Origin of the sequence: Streptantibioticus cattleyicolor NRRL 8057 = DSM 46488, assembly GCF_000240165.1 — a bacterium.
In the GTDB taxonomy this organism is placed as follows: Bacteria; Actinomycetota; Actinomycetes; order Streptomycetales; family Streptomycetaceae; genus Streptantibioticus; species Streptantibioticus cattleyicolor.
Genome location: NC_017586.1, coordinates 3,470,500 through 3,485,819 on the forward strand (window position 1 = coordinate 3,470,500; position 15,320 = coordinate 3,485,819).

Here is a 15,320-nt window from a genome sequence, read left to right on the forward strand (position 1 = left end):
GACGACGGAAAGGCACGCATGTACGGCAAGGCATTCGCCCCGGAGTACCAGGGCGCCCTCAGCTCGCTGTCGGTCAACTCCTCGCTGACCCAGGTGCTGGCGGCGGGGGAGGAGCGGATGCGCGCCGCCGAACGCGACGGATCACCGGCCGAGGTGGCCCGGGCCGGGCTCGCGGTGGCGGAGGCGCACCGGCGGCTGGGCAACGTCGCCGAGGCCGACCGCGCCTGGAAGGCGGGGTACCGCGCCGCCCGTACGGCGGGCGACCGGGCCGCCATGGCCTGGGCGCTGTGGAGCGGCGGCACCCTCGCCCGGCAGCGCGGCGCCCTCCGTCTGGCCCACCGTCTCCTCGGCCTCGCCGCCGCACTGGGCGAGGCGTCCGGGGACCCCACGGTGCGCGGGTACGCCCTGGCCGGCCTCGCCGAGACCGGCCGCGTCCAGGGCGACTACGCGGCCGTCACCGCCCTGCACGAACAACTCCTGGCCGAGGCCCGCGAGCGCGGCGAGGCCCGCCACACGGTATGGGCGCTGGAGGGCATCGCCCAGATGCACCGCAACACCGGCTCGTACGACACCGCGCTGGCCATGTTCGAGGAGGCCGCCGAGATCGCCCGCCAGGGCGACGACATGCGCGGCCACGCCTGGGCCCTGCGCGGCATCGCCGACGTCGTCTCGGTCCGCGACGGCGACACCGGGCGCGCCCTGCGGCTGCTCACCGAGGCGGAATCCCTGTGCCGCCGGATGGCGCTGTCGAGCGCGCTCGCCTACAACCACAAGATGCGCGGCAACGTGCTCTACCGGGCCGGGCGCTACGAGGAGGCCCGCGCCGTCTACACCCGGGCCCTGGAGGAGTTCCGCGCCATGGGCGAGCAGCGCGGCGAGTCGCTGGCCCGCCTCGGCCTGGCCAAGACCCGCGCCCGGCTCGGCCGCGACCCGCGCGAAACCGCCGCGGAACTGGCCGAGTTGGAGCACCGGCTGAGCCGCATCGGCCTCCACCACGTCCACCGCATGGTGCGCGAGGCCTACGCCGAGCTGGACATCGCCCCCTAGCGGCGGACGGCCAGCGCGGCCCCCAGTAAGCGGGCCAGCACCGCCACCAGCGGTACGTCCTCCGGGCTGAGGTCGCCGGGGCACATGGCGTCCACGTACAGCACCCCGGAGGCGTCGTTGCCGGCCGCGGTGACGGTGACCGCGATGTAAGTCCGGTAGCCCTCGCCGACCGGCCGGAAGGCGGTCGGCAGCCGGTGGACGTCGGGGACGAAGGTGTCCTTGCGGGCGTCCATCATGGCGAACAGCTCCTTGCCGAGCGGTTCGTCCTCGCGGTAGACGGTCATCGGCGCCTCGCTCCGGCCGCCCCACAGCCCGTTGAGGCACTTCAGCTCGCGCTTGGGGGCGCTGGAACCGGGCACCGGCTCCAGCAGGCAGGCACGGGTGTCGTCGCTGCCGATGAGCTGCGCCGCGAGGGTGACGATCGCCTGCTTCATCTGCTGCTGGAGGGGGGCGCGTTCGGCCTTGGTGCTCTTGCTGACGATCTCGCCGAGGTGGTGCACGAGCGGGACGAGGACGTCCTGCATCGCCTTGCGCTGGTTCTTGGTCGCCGCGAGGGCGGCCTCCTCGGCGGTCTGGATCCCCCGCTGGGCCAGGAAGATCGCCACCAGGGTGGCGAGCGCGCCCGCGCAGGTGACCAGGACGAACGCCCAGAACGGCATGTGCATGCCGATCACCATCTGCGCCACGTACGCGAGACCGCTCAGTGCTCCCGCCGCGAGCGTCCCCCGAGTCACCCGTAAACCGGCCGCCATAGCGACGGAGCATACACGCAGAGTGAGATCTTCGGGAGGAGATGACGTTTGAAACCTTGTGCGCGCGGGTAAACGTCTTCATGAGGCTTTACGGGCGGCCCGTGACCACGCGCCCGGGCACGTCGTTGCAGAAGGGGCGGCATTCCGCTCGCGCCCCAGCCGCGTCCGGCCAACCGCGGTTCCTGCGAACCTAGTTGACGTCCCACTTAGCCGCACCTTACTGTCAGCATTGGGAGACTTATGTCAACCGAGGCGGACGGGGAATCTTCGTCGCGCGAATCCAAGCTGTGGGGGAGTCCGATCATGAGCACGGCTCACGTCAGTGCCGGAGAGGTCTGGAACGGCATAGCGTTAGACACCGATCCTCGGGTGCGGGAGTTCGCCCGGGATCCGGTCGAGTACATGGAACGGCGCGCCCAGGCGCTGCGCACCGGAAACTTCGAGGCCGTGCGGGATCAGCTCACCAAACAGCGGCACCCGTTGATCGAGAAGTTCCGGAAAGCCCTCTCCGCCAAGCGCCACAAGGCGTCCTGAGCCATCGGCGCGGCCCCCGCGACCACGGGGGCCGGCCGGGCGCCTACGCCTCGAAGCGCTTGTCCAGCACCGCGTCGAACTCGGCCAACCACGTGGTGCGGGCCGCCCGGTCAGGGGCCGTCACCTCGGCGTCGTAGCGCCGCCGTTCCGTGGTGTACACGGTGACGCCGAATCGCCGGGCGAAGCGCGGGGTGTCCACCTCCACCGCGCCGATCTCGGCCCAGCGGAACTCCGCGGTCTCCCCGTCCAGCCGGAACCGCAGCCCGGCCGGCCCGGCCGCGATCGACCCCCGGTGATCCGCCGCCTCGAACTCCACCCCGGCGTCCTCGAACGCCTCGACGGCCTCCGCCTCGGGCTCCGGCTCCGGTTCCGCGTCCGCCCGGACGGGCTCCGCGACGGCCTCCGCCGCCGTCTCCCGCCGCCCCGCCACCGGCCCGATCAGCCCGGGCACGAACGACGGATCGGTCCCCGCACCACTCAGGGCCGCCACCACATCAGTACCAGTACGCTGCTCCACGCCGGGCAGTATGGCGGATCGGGCTGTGCGCACGTCAGCCCCCGTCCGCGACCGCCCCACAAGGAGAGGGGAAAGCGATCTCGTCGGTGTTGCCGGACATCGCGACCGGGCTGGTGACCAGCGCGATCGGAGCCGGGTGCGGTTGGCTGTGGGAACGGGCCAAGGGCCGGCGGACGCCGACTCGCGACGGGGGCGCGGGCCGGCGGGGTCTCAGGATGAGGGGCTGGCCCCCGTTCGGCGGGGATTCACGCGTCGCCCGCTGCGATGCGCTCGGCACGGGTACGGGTCACCGTCAGTCGTCCGGAATCCTCGGCCGGCCACTCGCCGCGTCCGGGACGCCTCAGCCAGGTCACGCCGCGGCGGATGTCGGTGACGATGGCGCGGGTGCCGTCGTCCATGACCTCGTCGCCAACTTCGGGCAGTTGTCCGGTCGCGGTCATGACGTCACTTTCAGCTCAGCCCATACGCATTTGCCCCACGGCTTGGTGATGGAACCCAGCAGGTCGTAGCCCCACTGGTCGGCACACTCCTTCACCAGCAGCAGCCCACGGCCGCAGACTTCTTCCGGGCCGGGCGTGCGCAGTTCCGGCAGCCGACGGGGCGCGCGGTCGACCACGGCCAGGCGCACGCGGTCATCCGCAGGGCGGTCGACGGCGATCCGGACCGAGGCACCCCAGGCGTGCCGGACGGCGTTCGCCACCAGTTCGGACAGCACCAGCTCTGCCGTTTCCGCCTCGGCCTCCAATCCCCAGGCGGCCAGCGCCACCCGGGCCAGACGGCGCGCGTCCTCCGCCGTGGCCGCCTCGCGCGGCTTGGTGAGGTTGTATCCGGGGTGCCCCGAGCTGCGGGGGCGTACTTCGGTCATCGCGGTCATCGCCAGGTCTCGTCGTCGGGGGGGGCGCCCGGCCCGCCCACCTCGGGGGTTCGGGGTTGCTGGGCGGACCGGGCCGTCAACGGCCGTCCGGGGAGCGAGCACCGAACGGCCGGTAATCACTCAACCCCGCTGCGCGACGCCGGGTAAGGGAGGAGAGTGGACTGACGGTTGAACTGGTTGAACGCACTCGGGGGTTCATCGATGGGACGTCGACCGCGCACGCCGAACACCGCCCTGGCGGCCTTGATGCAGTCGGGAGGAATCGGAAACGCACAGCTCGCCCGCCGGGTGAACGCCACCGGCCGGGAACTGGGGATCACCCTGCACTACGACAAGACCTCCGTCTCGCACTGGCTTTCCGGGTCCGTGCCCAGGCCCGAGGCGCGGCCGGCGGTCGCCGAAGCGATCTCGCGGCTGCTCGGCCGCCCCGTGACGTGCGCGGAGATCGGCTGGACTGACGAGCCGGTGGCGGCCGAAGTGCGCGATGTGGTGGCGGGAGTGATCGACTTGAGTCGGGCAGACATGGACCCCTCGCGGCGCGGGGTGCTCAGGGCCGGGATGTACGCGGCGGCGCTGGTGGTGCCGCGGTTCGAGGACATGGCCGGCCGGATGGACGCGGCGCGGGCCGGGCGCACGGTGCATATCGGCCACTCCGACGTCGAGACCGTGCGCACCATGACGGAGAAGGTCGCCGACATCCTGGACCAGGTCGGCGCCGGCCATGCCCGCCCGATGGCCGCAGCTTTCCTGGTCAACACCGCCGGCCCCTTCCTGCGCGCAAGCGGCACGGACAAGGTCACCCGCCAGATGCGGGCGGCCGTCGCCGACTTCGTGTACCTCACGGGCTGGATGGCCATGTACGAAAACCAGCAGGGCCTTGGGCAGCACTACTACCTGCGTGCGCTGGAGCTGGCCGGAGCCGCCGAGGACCACGTCACCTACTGCCGCACTCTGCGCGGGATGAGCCTTCAGGCATCCCACCTCGGGCACGGCCCGAAGGCGCTTCAACTGGCGGACGCGGCGGCCGAAGCCGCCCCGGCGGCCGGCCCGCGCCTGGTGGCGTTCCTGCGCGGCCAGCAGGCCGCCGCCGCCGCGATGACCGGCAACCGGCACACCGCCACCGCCCGGCTACGCGAGGCCGAGACGGCGCTCTCCCGCGCCGACGACCGCCGGGACGCCGTGGGCGGCTACGACACCGCGGCGTTCCACTTCCACGAGGCGCACGTCCGCTGGCACCTGGGCGACCAGGCCGGGTCCATCACCGCCCTACGCCGCTCGAACGCCGCCCGCAGCCCGCTGGAGCGCCAAGGCCGGCTGCACTGCCTCGGCGTGATCGCCGAACGGCAGTTCCGCATGGGACACATCGAGGCCGCCTGCACCACCTGGGCCGCGTTTCTCGACGAGCACGTCACCCTCTCCTCCGCCCGCGGCGACGAACACCTCAAGACCATGCTCAAGGCGCTGCCCGCCCACCGCGACGTCGCTGGCGTAACGGAACTGGAAGAACGCGCCCGGCACGTCGCCACACTCAAGACAGCCTGACCCTACGCACCCATAAGCCCGCCCGCCTCCCCAGGGAAGGCGGGCGGGCGCCCGATCCGCCGCCCCGCCACCGGCCCGGTCAGCCCGGGCACGAACGACGGATCGGTCCCCGCACCACTCAGGGGCGCCACCACATCAGTACCAGTACGCTGCTCCACGCCGGGCAGTATGGCGGATCGGGCTGTGCGCACGTCAGCCCCCGTCCGCGACCGCCCCACAAGGAGAGGGGAAAGCGATCTCGTCGGTGTTGCCGGACATCGCGACCGGGCTGGTGACCAGCGCGATCGGAGCCGGGTGCGGTTGGCTGTGGGAACGGGCCAAGGGCCGGCGGACGGTCAACCGGCGGGCGGCCTTCTTCGGGGTGCGCCCCGGGGAGCACTGCCTGATCGTGCTGGGCGCCAAGCACGACGCACCGCGCGCCGCCGCCTACCGCGACGTACGCACCGTGGTCGAACTGGCCCGGCTCACCGGCGAGTTGGGGTGCGACATCACTCTCGAGACCGGGGACTTCCGCGGCGGCAACGGCGACCGCACCGAGTTCTGCGTCGGCGGACCGCTGCCGGGTGCCAACCCCCGCACCGCCGGCCACCTCGCCACCCATCTGCCCGGGGTCGTCGTCCACGGCTTCGACGCCGCCGACCCGGACCCGGCGGCCATCGAGGTCGGCGGGCGCACCTACCGGTGCCGCCGGGGCGACGAGGAGTACGCCCTGGTCGCCCGGTTCACCCCCGCCGAGTCGGCCCGCCCGGTCTTCCTGATCGCCGGCCAGACCTCCATGGCCAACCTCGCCGCCGTCCACTTCCTGCGGCGGGAGCACGCGCGGCTGGCCGGGCGGCTGTCGTCGGCTGAACGGTTCTGCGCGCTGATCAAGGTGTCCGGTGTCGGAACGTACGCGTACCACCACGCGGAACTCGAAGCGGAGGTCACCGCGGCGGCGTTCGCGCGGTGAACCGGCGCTGTCCGGCGCTCGCGCTAGGGTGCCGCGCGTGAGTCTTCACGTCGTCATAGGATTCGGGCCCGCCGGCGCGGCCACCGCGCGGTCGCTGGCCGGACAAGGGCATTCGGTAAAGGTCGTGACCAGGTCGGGCGGGAGCCCGGAACCCGGCATCGAGCACGTGGCGCTGGACGCGTCCGACAGCGAGCGGCTGATCGAGGCCGCGCGCGGCGCGACGGCGCTGTACGCGTGCGCCGCGCCGCCGTACCACCGCTGGGCGCGCCACTGGCCGCCGCTGGTCTCCTCGCTGTGCGCGGCGGCCGAGGCGACCGGGGCCGTCCTGGTCATGCTGGGCAACCTCTACGGCTACGGGCCGGTCGACGGCCCGCTGACCGAGGAGCTGCCGCTCGCCGCGAACGGCACCAAGGGACGGGTACGCGCGGCCGGCTGGGAGCGGGCACGCGAGCTGCACGACAGCGGCCGTATCAAGGCGGTCGAGGTGCGGGCCTCGGACTTCTTCGGCCCCGGCGTGACCGACGGCGGCCACTTGGCCGGACGGGTCGTGCCCCGGCTGCTGGCCGGCAAGCCGGTCTCCGTACTGGGCGACCCGGACGCCCCGCACAGCTGGACCTACCTGCCCGACGTGGCCGCCGCGCTGGTCGAGACGGCCGGCGAGGAACGGGCCTGGGGACGCGCCTGGCACGTGCCGACGCTGCCCCCGCTCTCCGTCCGGGAGATGACCGACCGGCTGGCCGCCCAGGCCGGCACCGCACCGGTCCCGGTACGCCCCATGCCGCCGGCCGCGCTCGCCGTCGCCGGGGTGTTCTCGCCCCTGATCCGTGAACTGAGGGAGATCCGCTACCAGTTCGACCGGCCCTTCGTCGTCGACTCCAGCGCCTACGAGGCCGCGTTCACGGTGCGCGCCACACCCCTGGACGAGCAGGTCGAGGCGACCGTGGACTGGTGGCGCGCGCGACTGGCCGGCGGCCGGTGACCTCCGTGACCGCGAACGACTCCCCGGCCGGCCCCGCCCCGGCCCGCCATGACGACGTCGCCGTCGTGGGGATGGCCTGCCGCTACCCCGGGGCGCGCGACGTCAACCAGTACTGGCGGCTGCTGACCGACCCGCGCCCGCAGTTCGCCGCCGTCCCCGACAGCCGCTGGCGCGCCGCGGCCTTCCTCGGCGGCCCGCGGGACGCCTCCGCGGCCTACACGGACACCATGGCCCTCCTGCCCGACGTGGGCCACTTCGACGCCGCGTACTACGGCATCCCGCCACGGCGGGCGCGCTCGATGGACCCGCAGCACCGGCTCCTGGTCGACCTGGCCCGCGAGGCGATCCAGGACGCCGGATGGGAGGCCGAGGGGTTCGACCGCGAGGAGACCTCGGTCATCACCTCGCTCACCGACAGCGGCTACCGCGAGATCAGCCTCCTGCAGATCCGGATGCGCCAGATCGCCGGCGGCGAGTTCGGCGCGGCGGCGGCCGATCCCCGGGCGCTGGAGATGGTCCGCGGGGTCGACGGGCTGCACGGCACCTCGGTCGCCGGACTCCTGCTCAACATGGGGCCCAACACCATCAGCTCCGTCTTCGACCTGCACGGCGAGAGCTACGCGCTGGACTCGGCGTGCTCCGGCGGGCTGATGGCGGTGGCCAACGCCGTCCACGCGTTGCGGGCCGGCCGCACCCGCGTCGCGCTGGCCGGCGGCGCCCAACTCGTCCTCACCCCCGACCTGTTGGTGGGGCTGTGCCGGGTCGGCGCCATCTCGCGCAGCGGCCGGTGCCTGCCGTTCGGCGCGGAGGCCGACGGGTTCGTGCTGGCCGAGGGCGCCGGCGTCCTGGTGCTGCGCCCGCTGGCCGACGCGCTGGCGGCCGGCGACCGGGTCTACGCGGTGATCCGCGGCGTGGGCACCGCCAACGACGGCACGGTACGCGGCGGTATGCACCCCGAGGCCGCCGGTCAGCTCAGGGCGCTGCGCCGGGCCTACCGGGACGCCGGCCTGCCCCCGGACTCGGTGGGCTACCTGGAGGCGCACGGCACCGGCACCACGGTGGGCGACCCGGTGGAGATCGGCGTGCTGCGCGAACTGCGCGGCGCGGACGGCGCCCCGGCCTACCTCGGCGCGGTCAAGGCGGTGGTCGGCCACTCGCTCAACGCCGCCGGGATCGCCGGACTCGTCAAGGCGGTGCTCGCCGTGCACCGGGGCGTGATACCCCCGCAGCCGGAGTTCGGCCTGGCCGATCGCGGCGCGCTGGAGGCCGCGCGGCTGACCGTACCGGTGGTGCCGGTGGCGTGGCCGCCGTCCGCCGGGCCGCGCCGGGCCGGGGTGAGCGCCTTCGGCTTCGGCGGCACCGGCGTCCACCTGGTGGTGGAGCAGTGCCCCACGGCACCGGCCCCGGCCCCGGAGCGGGGGCCACACCTGCTGGTGCTCACCGCCCGCGACCGGGCCGGACTCGCCCGCCACGCCCGGGAGTTGGCGCACGCCGTCGCCGCCGACCAGCCGTCGCCGGCCGCGGTGGCCGCCACCCTGGCCGGCCGTACGTTCCTCCCCGAACGCCTCGCCGTGGTGGCCGAGGACGCCGCCGACGCGGTCGCCAGGCTCACCGAGGCCGCCGACGCGGTGGCGGCGGGGCGCACCGGGGACCTCGGGCCGGGTCTGGTGGCCGGTACGGTGCCCTCCGGCGAGCCGCCGCGCGTCCCGGTGCCCGCGCCGGGCGAGCTGTCCGCCCAGGACCGTACGGCCGCCCTGGGGCGTCTCGCGTGGCAGGCGGTCACCGGCGCGGGGCTGCGTCCGGTGCCGGAGCGCACACCCCCGTGCACCCTGCCGCCGAGCCCGCTCGCCCCGCGCCACCACTGGGTGGTGGACGAATCCGCCCGCGAGCCCGTACACCGGCCCGCGCCGCCGGCCGGACCGGAACCGGCCGCGACCCCCGCCGGACAGGCGCCCGTCGCCACCGCCGTCCTGGAGGAGGTCGCCCGCACCGGCGTCTTCCCGCTCGCCGAACTCACCGGGGACATGGCGCTCGTGACCGACCTCGGCTTCGACTCGCTGATGCTCCAGGAGCTGGCGGTGAACCTCGGCAGGCGAATACCCGGCTTCCGCACCGACGACCTGCTCGCCCCCGGCCTGACCATCGAGGGGCTCGTCGGGCTCGCCGGCCCGCACCCTGCCGGACAGTTCCCGGCCGCCGGTGAGCCGCTGCCCGGACCGGCCCCCGCGCGCTGGGATGCGGGCAGCGCGCGCGTCGACGACTTCCCGGAGGTGCGCCGGTTCGAGGAACGGCTGGCGGCGATCAACGGCAGCGGCGCCGACTTCCCGTACTTCCGGGTCCACCAGGGCACCATCCGCGACACCACGGTGATCGGCGACCGGTCCTACCTCTCCTTCGGCAGCTACAACTACCTCGGGCTCTCCGGCCACCCCGCGGTCACCGAGGCCGCGCACCGGGCGGTGGACCGGTACGGCACCTCCGTCTCGGCCAGCCGGGTGCTCTCCGGCGAGCGGGAGCTGACCGTACGCCTGGAGCGGGCGCTGGCCGGATTCCTCGGCGTGCAGGACTGCCTGACGCTGGTGAGCGGCCACGCCACCAACGTGACCGTGGTCGGACACCTCGTCGGCCCCGGGGACCTGGTGGTGCACGACGCGCTCGCGCACGACAGCATCCTCCAGGGCTGCGTGCTCTCCGGGGCCGCCCGGCGCCCCTTCGCCCACCACGACATCGGGCAGCTCGAACACATGCTGCGGCTCAACCGCTCCCGGTTCCGGCGGGTGCTGATCGCCGTCGAGGGCGCGTACAGCATGGACGGCGACCTGGTCGACCTGCCCGCCGTGGTGGAGCTGAAGAAGCGGTACGGCGCCCTGCTCATGGTCGACGAGGCGCACAGCATCGGCACCGTGGGCGAACTCGGCCGTGGCGTCGGCGAGTTCCACGGCGTCGACCGGGCCGACGTGGACGTGTGGATGGGCACCCTGTCCAAGGCGTTCGCCAGTTGCGGCGGATACCTCGGCGGGTCGGCCCGGATGGTGCGGTGGCTGCGGCACACGCTGCCGGGGTTCGTCTACAGCGTCGGCCTCACCCCGGCCAACGCCGCCGCCGCGCTCGCCGCCACCGAGCTGATCACCGCGGAACCGCAGCGGGTCCGCGCCCTGCGGCGCAACGCCGAGCTGTTCCTGCGCCTGGCCACCGAGGCCGGCCTGCCGACCGGCACCAGCGCCCACACCCCGATCGTGCCGTGCGTCATCGGCGACTCGGCGAAGACCCTGCACGTCGCCGACCGGCTCTACGCCCGGGGTGTCATCGCCGACCCGATCTTCCACCCCGCGGTCGAGGAGGGCCTGGCCCGGCTGCGGTTCTTCATCACCAGCGAACACCGCGAGGACGACATCCGACGGGCCGTGGCGGTGCTGGCCGAGGAGGTGGCGGCGGTCCGGGGGTGAGGGGCGCACGTCAGATCAGGGTGCGTTCGATCCGGCTGAGCATGGCGTCGCCGTCGGTCCGCGCGGCGCCGGTGGCCTCGCCGTCCGACGCCGTCCGCTGCCGTCCGGCGCCGCCGACCCGTTGGGAGAGCAGGTAGGCGATGATCTCCGCCTCCTGTTCCTGCACGTCGTCGTAGGTGGCGCGGAGCAGCATGTCGCGGACCAGGTCGGGGTCGAGGTTGGGGAAGAGGAGGCGGGCGCTCGCCTCGTCCAGCCAACCCGCCCCGCGATGGCAGCAGATGATGTGGCCCAGCTCGTGCAAGATGATGTGCTCCTGATGCGCGCTGGTGGTGTTGGCGTCGTAGAAGATCAGGTCCTCGTCGCGTGCGGCGACCCACATGCCGCACGGGTACGACGCGGGCATCTGCATCGGCACCAGCGTGATCGGGCGCCCCCGTACCTCACCGAGATAACGGCAGAGTTCGGCCACGTCGGCCACCTGGGGCAGGCCCAGCTCGGCGATGCGCCGGGCGCCGGCCTTGCGGAGCTTCTTGAGCCGGCTGCGGCGGTCGTGGTCGGCTGACCGCCCGGTCCGGCCGCCCTTCACTCCGCCTCCGGGGGGTCGGTGACGGGGGGCAGGCCCTGCATCTGCCGGTACTGGTCCATGATGGCCGTGATGGCCTGGAGGTTCTCCGACTTCATGCCGGCCGCGCGCATCGCCACCGCGCGCACCCCGGCCTGCCGCAGCGCCTCGATGGCGGCGACCTCGCTGAGCACCGACTCGGCGACCTTGTCGTCGAAGAAGTAGGCGACCGACACCCCGAAGAAACGCGCCAGGGCGGCCAGCAGGTCCGGTGAGGGGTTGGAGCGCTTGCCCGTCCGCAACTGCGACAAGTACACACCGCCGACCCGCAGATCGGGGTTGGCCCGCTTCAGCTCCTCGGCCACCTCGGCGTTGGTCCAGTGCTTGCCCTTGGGGCGCACCGTCTTGAAGAGGTTGTCCAGACGAACTGCCAGCATGGGCCGGTCGTCGGTGTCGGACATCGCCGGTCTCCCTCCCGTCACCTCCCAGACTTGCTGTCGGCTAATTCGCAGTCTCGCAGATTAGCGGGCAGTTGACAATCAGCCCGGACTCCGCCACCGTGGACCTCGTCGTTAGCTGACAGCTAACTCTGCTCACGGGGGGAGCCGAGTTGGCTGTTGGCCGACGACCTGGACCGGCCCCCGGGGAGGGCGGCACGGGACAGTCGGGCCGGGGCCGTCAACGCCCGGCCGAGCAGTGAACAACGGGGGAAATCACGGGGGAAACGGGGGAACGCATCCCGCCCGGTCCGACGGGGGCGGACCGGGCGGGATCCCTCAACCCGCCTTGGCCAGCCGCCGGTACGCGGACGCCACCTTGGTCAGCCAGGCGACCTCCGCGGTGAAGTTGTCCGGGTCACGGTCGTCGAAGTCGCCGACGTCCTTGTTGTGGTCCGGGATGGTCCCGGCCCGCTTGGCGTGCAGGGCCTGCCGGATCTGCGCCGCCTCGGCCAGCGCCTGCCGCGACTCCTCGCTCGTCCCCGCCCCGTCCGCGCCGGCCCCGGCGCCCGCGGCCGTACGGTCGATGTACGGGCGCAGGTCCCGCCATCCGTCCCGTATCTCGATCACCCGCCGGTGCAGCCGGTAGTCGAGGTCCGACACCGACGCCCCCGGCGGCTCCAGCACGATGTCCGGGGACGACTCGTACAGGTCCCGCCAGAGCGGGTAGAGCGACCGGTACGCACGGTAACTACGCGCCCAGTGCAGCAGTTTGGCCGCCGACGCGCCCCAGGAGGGGATGGTCAGACTGAGCGAGAGCACCACGATCCCCAGCGCGCTGAAGACCGACGCGGCGAGCTGCCACCCGCCGATGTCGACCCCGCACGCGGCGGTGACGATGTTGACCGTCCTGGCCAGGCAGTAGAGGAAGAGGATCACCGCGGCCACCGACAGCAGCCGCAACGCCTGCCGCAGTGACGCCTTGCCGGCCATCCGCGCGTAGGGGCCGCACTGGCGGAAGATGGTCACGCACGGGACCGCCTGGGAGACGATGAAGACCAGGAGGTAGATGAGGACCAGCGGCTGTCCGCTGCCGGTGTTGAAGTCCGACGCCGGCCGCCCGGTGCCGTCGGCGACGAAGAAGAGCGCGGCCAGCAGCGCGTCGAGGGCGACCCCGGTGACGAGCCAGTAGCGGGTCTTCCGTACCGCCTCGGCACCGTCGACCGCCCAGTGCAGCAGGATGATCTGCGCGCTGACGCAGAAGGCCACCGCCGCCAGGTGCATCAGCAGGATGGCGAGGTTGCCGACGCCCAGGAAGCTCCCGCTCCCCATGGCGACGGCACCCATCGTGAAGGTGAGGCACTGGAACGCCAAGGTGATCACCAGCGTGCGGTAGGCGCTCTCCCGCCAACTGCGCCGCACCTGGCACAGCCGGTAGCCGAGCGCGGCGTACGAGGTGAGCGCCTCGATGACGAAGCAGAGTGTTCTGGTGGTGTTCACGGCCTGAATTCTCCGCCGGTGTCACGCCACGCCGTGCGGCGGGCGGCTATTCGGCGTCCTCGCCGGCCGGGACGGTGAGCCCGATGCCCTCGGCCGCCACGGCGATGGCGTAGTCGAAGAACGCCGACTCGTCCCGGACGCTGTCGTGGGTACGGCTGAAGACCTGGAAGATCAGCAGCCCGATGAGGTTGCTCCACAGCACGATGCCGCGCTCGATGATGTCCGAGAACGGGGCCTCGGGCACCCCGCCGAAGAGCTGCACGGCCTCCGGCAGCAGCAGCGGAGGCCCGGGCACGGCACGCCGCGGCGGGGTCAGCTCCCCGCCCTCCAGCGCCGCCCGCACGATGGCGGCGAGCACCGCGGGGGTACGCGAGGCGGCCGGCACGGTCTCCTGCGGGGCGTGGTACCCCGGCACCGGAGAGCCGTAGATCAGCGTGAACTCCTCGGTGTGCTCGAACGACCAGCTGCGCAGCGCCCGGGTGACCGCCAGCAGCCGCGCCCCCGCCGACGCGCCCGCCTCCCGGGCCGCCTCGTCCGCCCGCTCCATCGCGGCCCCCGAGGCGTTGTACGCGTCGATCACCAGCGCGGTCAGCAGATCGTCCCGGTGCGGGAAGACCGCCTCCACCTCGGCGACGGCGACGCCGCGCTCCCGCGCGACGGCCTCCAGCGTCAGCCCCGCCGCGCCGGCCTTCCCCAGCACCCCCCGGGCAGCTTCCTTGACGCCGCCCGGCAGCCCGTCCTTCGCATCACTGGCACTCGTTCCGGAAACATCCATGGCCGAACGGTACCGGTCGGGGTCGAACGGCAGGTTGCGGGCGGTGGTCGCCCGGAGTCGGGGACGGCGTGATCCGGCCACGGGCGCATCGTGGCGGCGCCCGGCGCGGGGTGGAGGACGCGCGTGGTCGGGGAGCGGTGCCCGGCGAACGGCGGACGCGCGGGGACCGGCCCCGCTTCGTGTCGTCGCCGCTCCGGAACCGAGGCCTCGCGGCCGTACGTCAGCTGGAGCCGGCGCTGCCCGCCGATTCGGCGGCGCGGCGGTATTCGGCGTTGATGCGCTGCGCTTCCTCGAGCTGGTCCTCGAGGATGACGATGCGGCACGCGGCCTCGATCGGGGTGCCCTTGTCGACGAGTTCGCGGGCGCGGGCGGCGATCCGCAGTTGGTAGCGGGAGTACCGGCGGTGTCCCCCCTCCGAGCGGAGCGGAGTGATCAGACGAGCCTCGCCGATGGCTCGGAGGAAGGCCGGGGTGGTGCCGAGCATCTCGGCCGCGCGGCCCATCGTGTACGCGGGGTAGTCATCATCGTCCAGGCGGTCGTTCAGGGGGTTGTCCGATGTCATGTCACCTCACTGTGCAACGCGTCGAGGGGCCCTGGTGCCGTACGGCACCAGGGCCCCGAAGGAAATTCAACACCATCTGTCGGCTCTACCACCGTGCCGACCTCTTGTTTCCGCTACCCGGGCCGCGTGCTTCCGGGGCCCAGGGGTTCCTGATGGCGTTCGCTCCTCCGTTCCTCTCCGCCAGTTCATGTCTGGCGAAGCTCCTTCGACCGTGTCTACGAGAAGCAGCGTACCCACGCCAGCAGCAAAAGTCTACAGTCGCAACGGTAGATTTCACTCTCCTGGTGGGCGAGGAATCCTTCCGCGGTCAGCCCGCACCGGTGCCGGAGGCCCGCCGCCCGCCGAGGGCACGACCGCTTCGGCCCCGGGGACGGTACGGCCACGGGCGGGCGGCATAAGCTCTGCTGTCATGTCGAACCCTGATGAGCTGCTCGTCGCCCTCTCCGCCGCGGTGGAGTCCGAGCGAAGCAATCAGATGTCGCTGACCGTGGTCGTCGGCGGCGCCGTCCTCACCGGCCGACTGGCGCCGGAGGCCGTGTGGAGGGAGCGGGTGGCGGAGGTCCTGAAGGACTCGGACCGTCTCGGCGCGTTCGCGGACGTCTTCGCCCGCGGTCCGCGCGGGCACCGGCCCGGTGGCGAGGCCCCCACGCATCTGCACTTCCACCTCGCCCGGATCCTCCAGGGCAGCCTCGGGATCCCGGAGACCGGCGGCATGTACCGGGTCGCGATCAAGGACGTCAGCGCGTGGACGGTGGGTGATCTCAGCTACTCCGACCGGTGAGGCCCCGCCGTCCCGCCCGGCGGCCTCCGGACGGACGGCGACACAGCGGTGGGGGCCCCGCCG

16 protein-coding genes are annotated in these 15,320 nt (G+C 73.1%); 7 read left to right on the plus strand and 9 right to left on the minus strand.

The features are described from left to right. The first annotated feature begins 18 nt into the window (after positions 1–18). Complete coding sequence (locus SCATT_RS15405; RefSeq protein WP_014144007.1) at positions 19–1,047, plus strand: tetratricopeptide repeat protein; 1,029 nt, start codon at positions 19–21, stop codon at positions 1,045–1,047. On the opposite strand, the gene SCATT_RS15410 is transcribed toward SCATT_RS15405, so the two are convergent. Further along, positions 1,044–1,799 carry a hypothetical protein gene (locus SCATT_RS15410; RefSeq protein WP_157894834.1) on the minus strand — a complete coding sequence of 252 codons (756 nt, stop codon included), beginning with the start codon at positions 1,797–1,799 and terminating at the stop codon, positions 1,044–1,046. The genes SCATT_RS15405 and SCATT_RS15410 overlap by 4 nt on opposite strands. Positions 1,800–2,102: 303 nt before the next feature. Between SCATT_RS15410 and SCATT_RS38610 the strand changes: the two genes are divergently transcribed. After that, a complete protein-coding gene (locus SCATT_RS38610; RefSeq protein ID WP_014628138.1) occupies positions 2,103–2,333 on the plus strand; it encodes a hypothetical protein in 231 nt (76 codons plus the stop codon). Positions 2,334–2,376: 43 nt separating this feature from the next. Here SCATT_RS38610 and SCATT_RS15415 read toward each other — a convergent pair whose 3' ends face one another. The 3 genes from SCATT_RS15415 to SCATT_RS15425 form a co-directional block, all read right to left on the minus strand. Beyond that, on the minus strand, positions 2,377–2,850 hold the full coding sequence (locus SCATT_RS15415; RefSeq protein ID WP_041824775.1) for a hypothetical protein: 474 nt from the start codon (positions 2,848–2,850) through the stop codon (positions 2,377–2,379). A gap of 245 nt (positions 2,851–3,095) precedes the next feature. After that, positions 3,096–3,290 (minus strand): hypothetical protein, encoded by a 195-nt coding sequence (locus SCATT_RS15420; protein ID WP_014144010.1) that lies wholly within the window; start codon positions 3,288–3,290, stop codon positions 3,096–3,098. Further along, the gene (locus tag SCATT_RS15425) at positions 3,287–3,724 is read right to left on the minus strand and encodes an ATP-binding protein (protein ID WP_014144011.1); all 438 of its coding nucleotides are present in this window, start codon (positions 3,722–3,724) and stop codon (positions 3,287–3,289) included. Before SCATT_RS15425 ends, SCATT_RS15420 begins: the two co-directional genes overlap by 4 nt. Positions 3,725–3,925: 201 nt before the next feature. Between SCATT_RS15425 and SCATT_RS15430 the strand changes: the two genes are divergently transcribed. From SCATT_RS15430 to SCATT_RS15445, 4 genes are all read left to right on the plus strand, one after another. Beyond that, on the plus strand, positions 3,926–5,266 hold the full coding sequence (locus tag SCATT_RS15430) for a hypothetical protein (protein WP_014144012.1): 1,341 nt from the start codon (positions 3,926–3,928) through the stop codon (positions 5,264–5,266). A gap of 244 nt (positions 5,267–5,510) precedes the next feature. Then, complete coding sequence (locus tag SCATT_RS15435; protein ID WP_014144013.1) at positions 5,511–6,215, plus strand: hypothetical protein; 705 nt, start codon at positions 5,511–5,513, stop codon at positions 6,213–6,215. Positions 6,216–6,252: 37 nt separating this feature from the next. Next, positions 6,253–7,194, plus strand: a complete 942-nt coding sequence (locus SCATT_RS15440; RefSeq protein ID WP_014144014.1) for an NAD-dependent epimerase/dehydratase family protein — start codon at positions 6,253–6,255, stop codon at positions 7,192–7,194. 5 nt (positions 7,195–7,199) lie between these two features. Continuing rightward, positions 7,200–10,640: an aminotransferase class I/II-fold pyridoxal phosphate-dependent enzyme gene (locus tag SCATT_RS15445; protein WP_014628140.1), complete on the plus strand. Its 3,441-nt coding sequence runs from the start codon at positions 7,200–7,202 to the stop codon at positions 10,638–10,640. A 10-nt stretch (positions 10,641–10,650) separates the two neighbouring features. Here the strand turns inward: SCATT_RS15445 and SCATT_RS15450 are convergent, their stop codons facing one another. The 5 genes from SCATT_RS15450 to SCATT_RS15470 all read right to left on the minus strand — a co-directional run bounded on the left by SCATT_RS15450 (position 10,651) and on the right by SCATT_RS15470 (position 14,476). After that, positions 10,651–11,226: a toxin gene (locus SCATT_RS15450; protein ID WP_014144016.1), complete on the minus strand. Its 576-nt coding sequence runs from the start codon at positions 11,224–11,226 to the stop codon at positions 10,651–10,653. After that, the gene (locus SCATT_RS15455; RefSeq protein WP_014144017.1) at positions 11,223–11,663 is read right to left on the minus strand and encodes a helix-turn-helix domain-containing protein; all 441 of its coding nucleotides are present in this window, start codon (positions 11,661–11,663) and stop codon (positions 11,223–11,225) included. Before SCATT_RS15455 ends, SCATT_RS15450 begins: the two co-directional genes overlap by 4 nt. Positions 11,664–11,978: 315 nt before the next feature. Next, complete coding sequence (locus tag SCATT_RS15460) at positions 11,979–13,139, minus strand: MAB_1171c family putative transporter (protein WP_014144018.1); 1,161 nt, start codon at positions 13,137–13,139, stop codon at positions 11,979–11,981. Positions 13,140–13,185: 46 nt separating this feature from the next. Beyond that, entirely contained in the window at positions 13,186–13,995 is an 810-nt protein-coding gene (locus SCATT_RS15465) for a TetR/AcrR family transcriptional regulator (RefSeq protein WP_014144019.1), read from the minus strand. Positions 13,996–14,134: 139 nt separating this feature from the next. Continuing rightward, a complete protein-coding gene (locus SCATT_RS15470; protein WP_014144020.1) occupies positions 14,135–14,476 on the minus strand; it encodes a helix-turn-helix domain-containing protein in 342 nt (113 codons plus the stop codon). A gap of 409 nt (positions 14,477–14,885) precedes the next feature. On the opposite strand from SCATT_RS15470, the gene SCATT_RS15475 reads away from it, so the two are divergent. After that, positions 14,886–15,257, plus strand: coding sequence for a hypothetical protein (locus SCATT_RS15475; protein WP_014144022.1), 372 nt, complete (start codon positions 14,886–14,888; stop codon positions 15,255–15,257). Positions 15,258–15,320 lie beyond the last annotated feature (63 nt).

Bases quoted from the DNA above. Each gene is read 5' to 3' on its own strand.
- SCATT_RS15405 (WP_014144007.1), top strand. From the start codon at position 19: ATGTACGGCAAGGCATTCGCCCCGGAGTACCAGGGCGCCCTCAGCTCG.
- SCATT_RS15410 (WP_157894834.1), bottom strand. From the start codon at position 1,799: ATGGCGGCCGGTTTACGGGTGACTCGGGGGACGCTCGCGGCGGGAGCA.
- SCATT_RS38610 (WP_014628138.1), top strand. From the start codon at position 2,103: ATGAGCACGGCTCACGTCAGTGCCGGAGAGGTCTGGAACGGCATAGCG.
- SCATT_RS15420 (WP_014144010.1), bottom strand. From the start codon at position 3,290: ATGACCGCGACCGGACAACTGCCCGAAGTTGGCGACGAGGTCATGGAC.
- SCATT_RS15425 (WP_014144011.1), bottom strand. From the start codon at position 3,724: ATGACCGCGATGACCGAAGTACGCCCCCGCAGCTCGGGGCACCCCGGA.
- SCATT_RS15430 (WP_014144012.1), top strand. From the start codon at position 3,926: ATGGGACGTCGACCGCGCACGCCGAACACCGCCCTGGCGGCCTTGATG.
- SCATT_RS15455 (WP_014144017.1), bottom strand. From the start codon at position 11,663: ATGTCCGACACCGACGACCGGCCCATGCTGGCAGTTCGTCTGGACAAC.
- SCATT_RS15470 (WP_014144020.1), bottom strand. From the start codon at position 14,476: ATGACATCGGACAACCCCCTGAACGACCGCCTGGACGATGATGACTAC.
- SCATT_RS15475 (WP_014144022.1), top strand. From the start codon at position 14,886: ATGTCGAACCCTGATGAGCTGCTCGTCGCCCTCTCCGCCGCGGTGGAG.